This is a genomic window from Demequina sediminis (assembly GCF_039545075.1).
GTDB classification, from domain to species: domain Bacteria; phylum Actinomycetota; class Actinomycetes; order Actinomycetales; family Demequinaceae; genus Demequina; species Demequina sediminis.
On sequence record NZ_BAABRR010000010.1, the window covers coordinates 63,843 to 76,768 of the forward strand.

General features: G+C 72.2%; 12 protein-coding genes. 10 read left to right on the forward strand and 2 right to left on the reverse strand.

Annotation, left to right across the window (positions count from 1 at the left end; all coding sequences use genetic code 11):
* Positions 1–25: 25 nt before the first annotated feature.
* Both ABEA62_RS09890 and ABEA62_RS09895 read left to right on the forward strand, forming a co-directional pair.
* A complete protein-coding gene (locus ABEA62_RS09890) occupies positions 26–742 on the forward strand; it encodes an ArsR family transcriptional regulator (protein WP_286214175.1) in 717 nt (238 codons plus the stop codon).
* Positions 739–1,149: an arsenate reductase/protein-tyrosine-phosphatase family protein gene (locus tag ABEA62_RS09895; RefSeq protein ID WP_286214174.1), complete on the forward strand. Its 411-nt coding sequence runs from the start codon at positions 739–741 to the stop codon at positions 1,147–1,149. Before ABEA62_RS09890 ends, ABEA62_RS09895 begins: the two co-directional genes overlap by 4 nt.
* Positions 1,150–1,195: 46 nt before the next feature.
* Here ABEA62_RS09895 and ABEA62_RS09900 read toward each other — a convergent pair whose 3' ends face one another.
* Complete coding sequence (locus ABEA62_RS09900; protein ID WP_345379886.1) at positions 1,196–1,768, reverse strand: hypothetical protein; 573 nt, start codon at positions 1,766–1,768, stop codon at positions 1,196–1,198.
* A 223-nt stretch (positions 1,769–1,991) separates the two neighbouring features.
* Between ABEA62_RS09900 and ABEA62_RS09905 the strand changes: the two genes are divergently transcribed.
* The 7 genes from ABEA62_RS09905 to ABEA62_RS09935 all read left to right on the forward strand — a co-directional run bounded on the left by ABEA62_RS09905 (position 1,992) and on the right by ABEA62_RS09935 (position 10,094).
* Positions 1,992–4,883, forward strand: coding sequence for an FAD-binding and (Fe-S)-binding domain-containing protein (locus tag ABEA62_RS09905; RefSeq protein WP_425558020.1), 2,892 nt, complete (start codon positions 1,992–1,994; stop codon positions 4,881–4,883).
* Positions 4,880–6,007: a Gfo/Idh/MocA family protein gene (locus ABEA62_RS09910; RefSeq protein ID WP_286214172.1), complete on the forward strand. Its 1,128-nt coding sequence runs from the start codon at positions 4,880–4,882 to the stop codon at positions 6,005–6,007. The genes ABEA62_RS09905 and ABEA62_RS09910 overlap by 4 nt, the downstream gene beginning before the upstream one ends.
* Positions 5,998–6,645 carry an SGNH/GDSL hydrolase family protein gene (locus ABEA62_RS09915; protein ID WP_345379888.1) on the forward strand — a complete coding sequence of 216 codons (648 nt, stop codon included), beginning with the start codon at positions 5,998–6,000 and terminating at the stop codon, positions 6,643–6,645. Before ABEA62_RS09910 ends, ABEA62_RS09915 begins: the two co-directional genes overlap by 10 nt.
* 125 nt (positions 6,646–6,770) lie before the next feature.
* Positions 6,771–7,316, forward strand: coding sequence for a YdcF family protein (locus ABEA62_RS09920; RefSeq protein ID WP_286214170.1), 546 nt, complete (start codon positions 6,771–6,773; stop codon positions 7,314–7,316).
* Entirely contained in the window at positions 7,310–7,843 is a 534-nt protein-coding gene (locus tag ABEA62_RS09925; protein ID WP_286214169.1) for a CAP domain-containing protein, read from the forward strand. The genes ABEA62_RS09920 and ABEA62_RS09925 overlap by 7 nt, the downstream gene beginning before the upstream one ends.
* 148 nt (positions 7,844–7,991) lie before the next feature.
* Positions 7,992–8,555, forward strand: a complete 564-nt coding sequence (locus ABEA62_RS09930; RefSeq protein WP_286214168.1) for a hypothetical protein — start codon at positions 7,992–7,994, stop codon at positions 8,553–8,555.
* A gap of 78 nt (positions 8,556–8,633) precedes the next feature.
* Complete coding sequence (locus ABEA62_RS09935) at positions 8,634–10,094, forward strand: sugar transferase (protein ID WP_286214167.1); 1,461 nt, start codon at positions 8,634–8,636, stop codon at positions 10,092–10,094.
* Positions 10,095–10,140: 46 nt separating this feature from the next.
* Here ABEA62_RS09935 and ABEA62_RS09940 read toward each other — a convergent pair whose 3' ends face one another.
* Complete coding sequence (locus ABEA62_RS09940; RefSeq protein ID WP_345379892.1) at positions 10,141–11,790, reverse strand: tyrosine-protein kinase domain-containing protein; 1,650 nt, start codon at positions 11,788–11,790, stop codon at positions 10,141–10,143.
* 184 nt (positions 11,791–11,974) lie between these two features.
* Here ABEA62_RS09940 and ABEA62_RS09945 point away from each other — a divergent pair, with 184 nt between their 5' ends.
* A complete protein-coding gene (locus ABEA62_RS09945; protein ID WP_345379918.1) occupies positions 11,975–12,925 on the forward strand; it encodes a glycosyltransferase family 2 protein in 951 nt (316 codons plus the stop codon).
* Position 12,926: the final 1 nt, after the last annotated feature.

Here is a 12,926-nt window from a genome sequence, read left to right on the forward strand (position 1 = left end):
ACATGGGTTGAGATAGAATCGCGGCATGGAACCAGGCCGCGGCGACCGCCCCGTCGACCGCCTCGCGCTGCTCGCGGCGCTCGCGGATCAGCACCGGCTCGCGATCGTCGATGCGCTCGGTAGCGGGGACCTCGCTCCCAGCGAGCTCGCCTCCCACACGGGCCTCAGCTCGAGCCTGCTCGCCCACCACCTGCGTGTCCTCGAGGACGCCGGCGCCGTGGTGCGTCGCCGCTCGGATGCCGATGGCCGCCGCGCCTACCTCTCCCTTGACTGGTCGCCGGTGCTCGAGGCGGCGGTGGCCGCGGGGCAGGCCGGCGCCTCCCACTCGTCGCTCCCGGGCAGGCCGCGCCGCGTGGTGTTCGCGTGCACGCGCAACTCCGCCCGATCCCAGCTCGCCGCCGCGATGCTGGCCGCCACGGGCATCGTCCCCGTGGCCTCCGGCGGCACCCAGCCGGACCCCGCGATCCATCCCCTCGCGCTCGCGGAGCTCGAGCGCCGCGGGCTCTCCCCAGTCGCCGCGACTCCGATGCATGTGGACCGCGTGCGCGCCGAGGGCGACCTCGTGGTCGCTGTGTGCGACCTCGCGTATGAGTCGTGCGGGGGAGACCTCCACTGGTCGATTCCGGACCCCGCCGTCGAGGGCACCTCGCGCGCGTTCGGCGCAGCCTTCGACGCCCTCGAGCCGCGCGTGCGCCGGCTCGCCGCCACGCTCACCTCCACCCCACACCAAGGATCACCATGACCGCAACCCCTGCCGTGCTCTTCCTCTGCGTCAAGAACGGGGGCAAGTCCCAGATGGCGTTGGGCCTGTTCAGCCACTACGCGGGCGACCGCGCGACCGCGTGGTCGGGCGGCTCCGAGCCGGGCGAGTCGCTCAGCGCTGGCGCGGTCGCCGCGATGGCGGCGGTCGGGATCGACATCACGCATGAGCACCCCAAGCGCTGGACCGACGCCCAGCTCCACGAGGCGGACGTGATCGTCACCATGGGCTGCGGCGACGCGTGCCCGTACGTCCCCGGCAAGCGCTACGAGGACTGGGCGATCGAGCCCGGCCCGTCCGAGGCGCAGCGCGACGAGATCGACGGCCGCGTGCGGGACCTCATGGTGAGCCTCGGCCTCGAGCCGGGCCCCTCGGTGGTGCAAGCCTGACGGGACGATGCGGGGACGGGTCTCCCCGCATCGTCCCTGGGCCCCCTCAGCCCGTGTAGTCGACGTCGGCCGTGACGGGTGCGGCGGGCAGCTCATCCTCGAGCTCGACCACCTCCGGCACCACCACCTCGGGCTCCTCGGGCACCACTTCCTCGGGTAGCACCGAGATCGTGGGCGACGGAGACGGCTCCGGGGTCACGGACGGCTCCGGGGTGACCGACGGTTCCGGCGTCACGCTGGGTTCCGGAGTGACCGACGGCTCCGGGGTCACGCTCGGCGACGGGGTCACCGACGGCTCGGGCTCGACGGGCTTGCACCCGTTCTCCCACAGTGCCGCGGTGTCGTCATTCCAGTTGCTGCCGGGGAAGTCCGCGAACGGAGGGATGATGTCGCCCTCGTGGTCGCCGTGCCCGTTCCAGTCGATGTTGTACCCGTTATCGGTGGAGTTCCACGACACCCAGTTCACGGTGTACGGGTTGGACTCCGAGGCGGTCGCGTGACAGATCGTCACCTTCTCGCCCTCGACGTGTGGCCCCCCGTCGACGGCAACCGCTGCGGTCCCTCCCACGGCGAGCACCGCTCCGATGCTCGCGATCGTGACTATTGCCCTCAGCTTCATGATGACCTCCTGTGCCGAAGGGTCATCAAGGAGGCGCCCTCACGCCTCCGCTACCCTCAGCTACCTTCAGTGTTTGCCTCCCCCGGAGTCCCCTCAACGAGTTGCTCAGGACCGTGTCGACGCGTGCGACGCAGATATACGCGTGTGACGGATGTGGCAGAAGTGACAGAAGGTGGCGGGCGGGTCGCGTGCTCGGGTGGGGTCCGTCCCGACCGGTGCGAGAATGGCGCTCGTGACCGCCACCGCATCCGTCGCCACCACCCCCGAGTCGGCCGCCCAGGACGCCGCCGCCAGGGAGTTTGCCGCAGCGCTCTCGCGCGCGATGTCGGGCGAGGTCGACGCGAGCTCGCGCCGGCGAGCGGAGTACAGCACCGACGCCTCCAACTACCGCATCCCGCCGCAGGTGGTCGCGTATCCGCGCGACGCCGACGACGTGCTCGCCGCGCTCGCGACCGCGCGCGAGGCGGGAGTGCCCACGACGATGCGCGGCGGCGGCACCTCGGTCGCGGGCAATGCGATCGGGCCGGGGCTCGTGCTCGACGTGAGTCGCCACATGAATCGCGTGCTGGACGTCGACATCGAGGGCAAGACCGCGCGCGTCCAGCCGGGCGTGGTGCTGTCCGATCTGCAGAAGCGTGTCGCGGGCGCCGGGCTGCGCTTTGGGCCCGACCCCTCGACGTCGACCCGCGCGACGCTCGGCGGGATGATCGGCAACAACGCGTGTGGCCCTCACGCGGTGGCCTTCGGGCGCACCGCGGACAACGTGGTCGCGCTCGACGCCGTCGACGGCATCGGGCGCAGGTTCACCGCCGCCGCCCGCGGGCTCGACGCGGTGCCGGGCCTCGAGGAGATGGTGCAGGCCAACCTCGCGCTGATCCGCACGGAGTTCGGTCGCTTCTCCCGTCAGGTGAGCGGCTACAGCCTCGAGCACTTGCTGCCCGAGCTCGGCGGGGATCTCGCCCGCTTCCTCGTGGGCTCCGAGGGCACGCTCGCGACCACGCTCGAGGCGACCGTGCGCTTGGTCGACGTGCCGCCCGTGCGCCTCACGGCGGCCTTCGGCTACGAGGACATGCCCGCGGCCGCCGATGCCGTGGTGCCGATGCTCCGGCACTCGCCCCAGGCGGTCGAGGGTCTTGACGCCCGCCTGGTGGCGCGCGTCGCGGCGGCGACGGGCGCGGTGCCCGAGCTCCCCGCGGGGGCGGGTTGGCTGTTCGTCGAGGTGGGCGGGGCCACGGAGGAGGAGGCGCGCGCGACCCTCGCGGCGCTCGCGGCGGACTCGGGGAGCTCCGCGTGGCGCGAGGTCGTCGACCCTCGCGAGGCGGCGCGCCTGTGGGCGATCCGCGCGGACGGCGCGGGTTTGTCCGGGCGCACCCCGCAGAACACCGAGGCATGGCCGGGCTGGGAGGACGCCGCGGTGCCCCCCGAGCGCTTGGGTGCCTACCTGCGCGACTTCGACGCGCTCATGGATCGCCACGGCATCACGGGGCAGCCCTTCGGCCACTTCGGCGACGGCTGCATCCACGTGCGCCTCGACATCCCGCTCGCGGACGAGCCGGAGATGCTGCGCACGTTCATGGAGGATGCGGCCGCGCTGGTCGCGTCGCACGGCGGATCGCTATCGGGAGAGCACGGCGACGGACGCGCGCGCTCCGAGTTGCTGCCCGCGATGTACTCGCCGGACGCGATCGCGCTGTTCCGCGGCGTCAAGCACCTCTTCGACCCCGAGAACCTGCTGAATCCCGGCGTGCTGGTCGACCCCGACCCGCTCGACGCGCACCTGCGCCGCCCGGCCGCCCCACCCAGCCCCGGCATCGGCCTCACGCTGCCGCACGACCATGGCGACCTCACCGAGGCCGTCCACCGCTGCACGGGCGTAGGCAAGTGCCGCGCGGACGCGATCGGCACCGGTTCGGGCTTCATGTGCCCCAGCTACCAGGCGACGGGTGACGAGAAGGACGTGACGCGAGGACGTGCGCGCGTGCTCCAGGAGGCGCTCACGGGGGCGTTCCCCGGCGGAATCACGGCCCCCGAGGTGCGCGAGAGCCTCGACCTGTGCCTCAGCTGCAAGGCGTGCAGCTCGGACTGCCCGAGCGGCGTCGACATGGCCGCGTACAAGTCCGAGGTGCTGCACCGCACGTACCGGGGCAAGCTGCGCCCGGTCACGCACTACTCGATCGGATGGCTGCCGCGCTGGCTCAAGGTGATCGGGATCGCGCCGCGACTCATCTCCGCGGTGCTGCGCCCGGCGTGGGTGCAGCGGATCGCGGTGTCGATCGCGGGCATGGACACACGGCGGCGGTTGCCCGAGTTCGCGGTGCCCTTCCGGCGCAGTGCCACGGCCCGCTCTCGCCGTGCCGATCCCGCGCGGGCCAAGCGCCTCGACAACCTCGTGGTCCTGTGGGCGGACAGCTTCACCGACGGCCTCGAGCCGGACATCCCCGAGGCGATCGTGAGCGTGCTCGAGGACGCGGGGCTCGATGTGGTCGTGGTGGCCGGCGACGCCTGCTGCGGCGTGACGTGGATCAGCACCGGTCAGCTCGACGGCGCCAAGCGGCACCTCGATCATCTGCTGGGAGTGCTGGGTCCGTGGGCCGTCAACGGCGTGCCGATCGTGGGCGTCGAACCCTCGTGCACCGCGGTGCTGCGCGGCGACCTCACGGAGCTGCTCCCGGACGATCCGCGCGCTCACGCGGTCGCGCGGCAGACGTTCACGCTCGCGGAGGTGCTCACGGGCCGGTCGCCGGTGAAGCCGCGCGACGGCTGGAAGGTGCCCAGCCTCGCCGACGTCACCGCCGTGGTCCAGCCGCACTGCCACCAGTACTCGGTGATGGGCTACGCCGCGGATCGCGAGCTGCTCGCGCGCGGCGGGGCGACCGTCACGGAGACCGCGGGCTGCTGCGGGCTCGCGGGCAATTGGGGCACCGAGAAGGGCCACTACGAGACGTCGGTCCTGGTCGCGGAGAACTCGCTGTTGCCGGCGCTGCGGTCCGCACCCGAGGGGGCCGTGTACCTCGCGGACGGGGTCTCGTGCCGCACACAGGCCGACGACCTCGCGGGAGTGCAGGGCCGCCACCTCGCGCAACTGCTCGCGGAGCGGCTCGGTGGTGCGTCGTGACCGCCCCCGTTCGCTTCGCGGTGGTCGGGACGGGCTGGCGGACGCGGTTCTTCCTGCGCCTCGCGGCCATGGCGCCCGACCTCCTCGAGCCGGTGGCGATCGTGGGCCGCACGCCCCAGCGGGCGCGTGAGGCGCTCGAGCAGGCGCGCGTGGCCGCGGCGCCGTTCGCGGCGCACCTTCACGATCGCCTGCCCGCGGAGGGGCTCGACCACGCGCTGAGCCTGCGCCCCGACTTCGTGATCGCGGCGGTGCCGTGGGAGACCAGCCCGGAGGTGATTCGCGACGTCGTGGCGGCCGGGATGCCCGTGCTCGCGGAGACACCGCCCGCCCCCGACCGCGAGGGTCTGCGCGCGCTGTGGTCCGACGTCGGAGCGTCCGGGCTGGTCCAGGTCGCGGAGCAGTACACCCGCATGCCGGGCCACGCGGCGCGCATCGAGGTGGTGCGGCGCGGGGTGATCGGCGCGCCCCACCAGGTGCAGGTGTCCTCGACTCACCTCTATCACGCGGTGTCCCTCATGCGGACGATGCTCGGGTCGGGTGATGTGGCGGCGGTCACCGGGGCGAGGGTGACGGCGCGTCAGGCCACGGCGCCGATGGTCGACCCGCTCACGCCCGACGGTTGGGTGGGCGCCGGCGTGCCCGCCCCCGAACCCCGCACCACCACCATTGCGACGCTCGACTTCGGCGAGGGTCGCCTCGGCCTCTACGACTTCGTCGACAACCAGTGGTGGAACCCCTACCTCCACCGGCGCATCGTCATCAGGGGCAGCCTGGGCGAGATCGCCGACGACTCCGTGCTCCGCATGACCCCCGACGGTCCGATGGGCTCGCGCCTCGAGCACCGCCGCACTGGGGTGGACCTCAACCTCGAGGGCAACGCGTTGTGGCACACGTCGTTCGACGGCGAGGTGGTCTACCGCAACGCGTGGCACGACGCGCGGATGTCCGAGGACGACCTCGCGGTGGCGCAGCTGCTCGTGGACATGGGCGCGTGGACGCGCGGCGAGGGGCCCGAGCCGTATCCGCTCGCGCAGGGGCTATGGGACCACGCGTTGTCGCTCGCGATCGGCGACTCGGCGCGCACGGGCGAGGACGTGACCGTGGGCGCCGAGCCTTGGGCCTGAGGCGTGCGCTCGCGGCGGGCGTGCTGGGGCTCACGATGACCGCGTGCGCGCCCGGGGAGTCGGGGGGTGCGACCGACGACGGCGGGACCGACGGCGGCGCGGGCGTGCTTCACGTCGCCGTGGTGGGGGACTCGCTGTCGTTCGGCAACTCGACGTCGTTCACCGCGGATGGTCTGGGCGACGAGTCCTATGTGCGCTGGGCGTTCACCGACGGCATCGGGCTCGCGGGCGGCACCGCGGTGCCCGGGGCGACCTCGGTGCAGCAGGCGGCGCGGGTGGTCCCGGTGGATGCCGATGCACTGGTGCTCGCCCTCGGCACGAACGACCTCGCGTGGGGGTTGCCCTTCGAGGAGACCTCGGGCGCGCTCGCACAGATCGCCGACACGGTCGGGGCGCCGCGCGTGCTGCTGCTGTCCATCCCGCCCCTCGACTATGGGCAGGAGGTTGACGTCGCCGGCTTCAACCGCCGGCTCGAGGCGCTCGCCGCGGAGCAGGGGTGGGAGTACGTCGACGCGACCGCGCCGGTGCGCGAGGGCGACGGATGGGCGCCCGGCATGACCACCGACGGCGTCCACTACACGGTCGAGGGGGCCCGCGCGGTGGGCGAGAGCCTGCGCGAGGCGCTGCGGAACGGCTAACCCCCGCATCGTCCCCATCCCAGCCCTCCGCAACCTGCCGTTCGGGACACTCAGGACTCCATTTCGCCCCGAGAACTGAGGTTCGGGACACTCAGGACTCGGCGAACCCGCGCTAAAGTGCGCGCGTGGGGCGCAAGCTGAAAGTCGCGACGGCCGTCGCCGTGGTGGCGGGTGCGATCGCGCTCGCGGGCGTGCCGCTCTACGTGATGCCGGCTCGCGACGAGCCTCGCGCCGTGGACGCGGTCTACGTGATCGGCCCGCCCACGGACACGCGCATGGAGCTCGCTCAGTCGCTCGTCGCGGAGGGCATGGCCTCGACCCTGGTGGTGTCTCTCTCCGAGGAGCCCGAGGACCGTGCGCGCTACCCGCTCGCCGTCGCGGCCTGCGAGAGCGCCGACCCGGCCGTGGTCTGCGCCATGCCCGAACCCTTCACCACCCGCGGCGAGGCGCGCTGGCTGCGCGACCTCGCGGACAGCCACGCGTGGGAGTCCGCCGCCGTCATCACGGTCACGCCGCACATCACGCGGACGCGCGTCATCATGGAGAGGTGCTGGGACGGGGACGTCGCGTACCTCGACTCGGGTGAGCGGCTCGCGCCGCACTACTGGGCCTACCACTACGCGTACCAGAGCGGCGCCTTTCTCAAGGTGGCGCTGGAGGACGGATGCTGACCAGGGACGATGCGCGCGCCGGAGGGCGCTGTCGCAGCGCCCTGGCGCGGGTGGCGCGGGTGGCGCGGGTGGCGCGTGCAGGAAGGGCTGCCGCCGTCGTGGCGGTGGCGGCGACAGTGGGCGTTGTGGTGACGGCATGCGCGCCCGCCGCGCCGGTGGGCGTCGACGAGCTCGCCCGCGAGATGTTTGACCTCACCAACGCCGAGCGGGTCGAGGCGGGTCTCGCGCCGCTTGAGTGGAGCGACTGCCTCGCGGACAAGGCCCTCGAGCGCGCCGCGCCGTTCGCCGACGACCCGGACCTGGTCCACGACACCCTGATCGCGACGTGTCACGAGGGCGCGATGGCGGGGGAGAACCTGTCCCGGAGTGAGCGTGCCGCGGCCGAGGTCGTCGAGCTGTGGATGGACTCTCCGGGGCACCGCGCCAACATCCTGCGCGCCGAGTTTGTCATCGCGGGCATCGGCTGTGTCGAGGGCCCCGACGGCGTGCGGGCATGCGCTCATCTCTTTGAGGGCGCCGCGGACTGACCGCCTCGACTGCCTCCACCGCACGAAACGTGCGCCTGCAAGGGGGAGGAAAGAGAAATTGGCGACAATTCGGACAGCCGGTGCTACTGTCGGAATCGCGAGCGCAGGTCAGGGGGGCCTGTCGCGCGAATGAGGGGGAGTAGGCGCAATGATTCGTCGCTCGATTGCAGTGGGGGCCCTCGCGGCCGCCATCATCGCTTTTCCAACGGCCGCGATGGCGGAGGAGTACCCGGCTGGCGAAGCCAGCCTGGTCTGCGACGCCACCGTTGTCACCGCGGGTGACGAGTTCGGGTGCAAGGTCATCACGAACTATGGCGAGATGGGGAACATCCAGGTCTCGAACCCGAGCGTCGATGTCACCATCGCCGGCACGGTCACGTCCGCCGAGAAGTCCGTCGCCTCGGGTGAGGCGCCGTACGTGGTCGACACTCCGCTCGGTTCCTCGGGCATGCTCGACATCACCGGATTCGTGGATGGTGACCCCGTGGGGGTCGCTCAGGTCCAGGTGATCGCGGGTGGCGTGCTCGATGAGGAAGTCGTGGAGGAGGAGGGGACCCTCAGCGCCGGTGGCGTCGTCACCGCCGAGGAGACGCTGTCGGCCACCGGCTTCGAGAGCCTGCCGATGGCAGTGGGCGCGGGAGTCCTGCTCCTGGCCGGTGTCGGAGTCGTCATGGTGGCAGCCCGGCGCACCGCCGCCGGCACTCGCTCCTAGCGGCCTCACCGGCGCCCCGCTTCGCGGGGCGCCGGTTGCCGTTGAGGCGAGTCACGTCCTGCCTGGGGGGAGAGCGTCGTGAGCATTGCCGCAGCAGCGCCGCGCTATGCGGCCGCACCCATCTCGGTGCGCCGCGTCCAGCGGCGCATCGCGTTCACCGATGCCTTTGTCATCGTGCTTGTCATGGTGCTCGCGCATGGCATCCGCTTCGGATGGGATCCGTTCTCCGCGATCGTCGGCCCCGCGGGCCCCGCCTACTGGTGGGTCACGGTCGCCGTCGCGGGACTGTGGATGCTGCAGCTCGGGTGGACGCGCTCGCGCGACATCCGCATCCTGGGCCAGGGGCCCGAGGAGTACCAGCGGATCGGCACCGCGGGGTGGCGGACGTTCGCGATCGTCGCGATCATCGGCTTCCTCACGCAGTGGCAGGTGAGTCGCGGCTATCTGCTCTTTGCGCTCCCCGTGGGCACCCTGGTGCTCTTCGGCTACCGGCGCGCGTGGCGTGCATGGCTGCGCGAGCAGCGCCAGCTCGGGCGACTGCGCCAGCGCGTGGTGATCGCGGGGCCACAGCGCACCGCGGAGCAGATGATCCGACGCCTCGACCGCGTGCACCGCGATCACTCGTATGAGGTCGTGGGCGTGTGTCTCTCGGGTGACGCCTCGAGACCGCTCGCCGCGGACCTGTCCCATGTGCGCGTGCTGAGCGGGATCGGCGACGCGCCCATGGCGGCGTCGGCGGCCGGCGCCGAGTACATCGTGCTCGCCGGCACGGAGGAGGTCTCGCTGCGCGAGGCCCGCAAGCTCGAGTGGGCGCTCGAGGAGACGGGGATCGGGCTGATTGTCGCCCCCACCGTGTCCGACGTGACGATGCCCCGGGTGGCCGTCTCGCAGGTGGCGGGCCTGCCGCTCATGCATGTGGACCCGCCTCAGTTCACCGGGCCTACGCGCGTGCTGAAGTCGGCGGCGGACCGCGTGGGGGCGCTCGCGATCCTCGCGGTGCTCGGGTTGCCCATGATCGCAATCGGGATCGCGGTGAAGGCCAGCAGTCCCGGACCGGTGCTGTTCCGTCAGCAGCGCGTGGGGCTCGCGCATCAGCCGTTCGAGATGCTCAAGTTCCGCACGATGTACGTCGACGCGGAGGAGCGACTGGCCGCGATCCTCGACGCCAATGAGGGCAACGGCGTGCACTTCAAGATGCGCGAAGACCCGCGCGTCACCCCCGTGGGCCGGATCCTGCGGCGCTTCTCCCTTGACGAACTTCCCCAGCTGCTCAACGTGGTCAAGGGTGACATGTCGATCGTGGGGCCGCGCCCGCCGCTCCAGCGTGAGGTCGAGCTGTGGGACGAGGACGTCTCCCGTCGCCAGCTGGTTCGACCCGGAATCACGGGTCTGTGGCAGGTGAGCGGTCGCTCCGACCTCTCGTGGGAGGAGAGCGTGCGGCTCGATCTCCACTACACGCAGAACTGGACCCTGGGGCTCGACGCGGTGATCGTCATGCGGACCGTGTGGGCCGTGGTCGCGGGTCGCGGCGCGTACTGACCCGCGCCGCTCCGCCGGGGCCCATCGGGTCCGCCCCGGGGGCCCGCTACTCGGCGCGGCTGGCACCCACCGCGCGAGCCCTGCGCTCGCGCTTGGTGAGCGGGGCATCGGGCTGGGCCTGCGCGCCGCTGGAGGGGGGATTCGCGCCCGCGGCCAACTCCCGCTCGCGGGTGCCGGCGCCGCCCGTGAGGCCGGCACCGCCCGTGACGCCGGCATCGTTCCTCGCTCCGGCATCGTCCCTCACCCCGGCACTGGAGCGCCCGCGCGTCCGCTCGGCCTTGCGGGCCGCTCGCGCCGCACGGCGGCGCCTCCGCCACGAGTCCTTCGTGTCCGGCGTCGAGTACGCGTAGCCGTGGCCGCGGCGGCGGTACGTGTAGCCGTCCGCGCCACGCAGCGGCAACATTGACATCACCACGCCTGCGGCCGGCACGCCCACCTGCTCGATGCTCTCGAGCGAGGCGCGCACCTCGGGCGTGTGTGCGGTCCCCACGCCCACGAGCACCACGGCGGTGCCGACATGCTGGACGAGCACCGCGGCATCGGTGACGGGCAGGAGCGGTGCGGCGTCGTAGAGCACGAGGTCGTAGCGCTCCTCGAGCTCGCGCGCGATCCCCGCCATCGTGGGGGAGCCCAGGAGCTCGGACGGGTTGGGCGGGATGCCACCCGCGGACAGCACGTGCAGGCCGGAGGTGCCCCAGGGGTGGATTGCATCGTCGAGGGAGACGCGCCCGATGATGATGTCGGTCAGCCCCACGCCGCCCTCGAGCCCCATGAGCTCCGCGACCTTGGGGCGGCGCAGATCCGCCTCGACCAGGAGGACGCGCGTCTGGGTCTCCGCTATCGCGATCGCGAGGTTGGCCGAGGTGGTCGACTTGCCCTCCCCGGGGACCGAGGACGTGATGACGATGCTGTGCGCGGTGCCTCCCGCCTGCAGGAATTGCAGGTTGGTGCGCAGCGACCGGTAGGCCTCGGCGAGCACTCCTTGGCTGTCCTCCTTGACCAGGAGCGGCCGCGTGCGGGCGCGCGGGTCATAGGGAATGCCACCCAGGATGGGCGACGTGGTGATGCGGCGCAGGTCGCGCTCGGTGCGGACCTTGGTGTCGAGCGCCGAGATCAGCAGCGCGACCCCGATCCCGATCGACAGCCCTACGACCAGGCCCACCGCGACGTTCATGGTGCGTTGCGGACTCGTGGGTGCGCCGGGCACCTCGGCCTCCTGTGCGACCGTGAGTGACACGGGCGAGGCCTCCATGGTGCCGGTCTGCTCCCAGTCCTCGACCACGGTGATGAGCTGGCGGGCGACCTCGGTCGCGAGGCTCGCGGCCGCCCGGCCGTCCGAGCCCTTCGCGGTGATGTCGATGATCGTGGTGTTGGCGGGTGAGGTCGCGGACACGCGGCCGCGCACCGCTCCCACCGAATCCGTGAGCCCCAGCGCGTCGATCGTGGGTTGGATGACCGCGGCGGTCTTCACGAGCTCGGAGTACGTCTGCACCCGCTGCATCGTGTACGAGTTGCCCTGGGCCAGCTCGGAGGTGGAGCCGGCGCCGGTGGTGGACACGAAGACCCGCGCCAACGACGTGTAGACGGGCGTGGTGAACGTCGCGTACGCGAGGCCGGCACCCGCGGCCAGCACGGTCAGCGCGACGATCACCAGCCAGTGCTTCCTGAGGATTCTCAGGTAGTCCCTCAACTCCACAGCGGCCCCCCATCGTGGCCGGCCCCCCCGGCACGGCCATGCCCCGTTGATTCGGACACTACAGCAGGGGTGGGCCTTCGCGGGAGGGGGTGGGCGGGCATCGGCCCTCGAACCTGGGGGGTCGTTCGCGAAGTGGACCTTCTGGACGAACCGGATGAGTGTCTATAGTCGGGAGGTGAGGGACATGGGGGGCATGAGGGACATGAGCGCGAGCCTGGTCACGGTGGTGATTCCCACCTACAACGTCGGGGCCTTCGTGCGCGATGCCGTCGAGTCCGTGCTCGCTCAGACCCACACCGCGCTCGAGGCGATCGTGGTCGATGACGGCTCGACAGATGGCACGCTCGCGCATCTCGACGGCCTCAGGGATCCGGCGATCATGGACCCCCGACTGACCGTCCTCACCAAGGACAACGGCGGCGTCTCGACGGCGCGCAATCTGGGCATCGACAGGGCGCGCGGCGAGTTCATCGCATTCCTCGACGCCGACGACCTCTGGGATGTCGACAAACTCGAGCGCACCCTGCCGGCGCTGGACGCGCCCGGGGTCGTCGCGGCGGGCACGATGATGCGCTACGTCGACGAGTCGGGCCGCGACCTGGGATCCGCGGCCGGCGAGGACCCCACTGTGGGTGACGCACCCGAGCGGATTCGCGCGGCACGCCTCATGCCCTTCCCCCTCTCCGGGATCGTCTTCCGTGCGGACGCGGTGGCACAGGCTGGGCCGTACGATCCGGGGCTTCGGCTGGCGCAGGATCTCGACTTCCTGGCGCGGATCGCGAGGCTCGGCGAGCTCGGCTACGTGCCGCACCCGACGGGCGGGTACCGGCTGCGCACGACGGCCGCGAGCGCGCGCTCGTATGCGCGTCAGCGCAAGCACATGCGGTTCATCCAGGAGCGACTCGCGCGCCGCGACGCGGGCGGGGACCTGGGCTGGGACGAGTTCGACGCCACCTACGCCCCGTCGTGGCGCACGCGCCGGCGGGACTATGCCGCGGCCGCGTACCGCGACGGCGGACTCGCGCTCGCGCAGGGGCGCTGGGCGGGCGCCCTGCAGGTGATGGGGGCCGTCGCGGTCGACCCGACCTACGCGGTGCCGCGCTTGGTGCGGCACGTGCGGGCGCGCCGGGCGTAGG

Coding starts and splice junctions, on each gene's coding strand:
- ABEA62_RS09890 (WP_286214175.1), top strand. CDS start 26: ATGGAACCAGGCCGCGGCGACCGCCCCGTCGACCGCCTCGCGCTGCTC.
- ABEA62_RS09930 (WP_286214168.1), top strand. CDS start 7,992: ATGATTCGTCGCTCGATTGCAGTGGGGGCCCTCGCGGCCGCCATCATC.
- ABEA62_RS09905 (WP_425558020.1), top strand. CDS start 1,992: ATGGCGCTCGTGACCGCCACCGCATCCGTCGCCACCACCCCCGAGTCG.
- ABEA62_RS09945 (WP_345379918.1), top strand. CDS start 11,975: ATGGGGGGCATGAGGGACATGAGCGCGAGCCTGGTCACGGTGGTGATT.
- ABEA62_RS09895 (WP_286214174.1), top strand. CDS start 739: ATGACCGCAACCCCTGCCGTGCTCTTCCTCTGCGTCAAGAACGGGGGC.
- ABEA62_RS09900 (WP_345379886.1), bottom strand. CDS start 1,768: ATGAAGCTGAGGGCAATAGTCACGATCGCGAGCATCGGAGCGGTGCTC.
- ABEA62_RS09925 (WP_286214169.1), top strand. CDS start 7,310: ATGCTGACCAGGGACGATGCGCGCGCCGGAGGGCGCTGTCGCAGCGCC.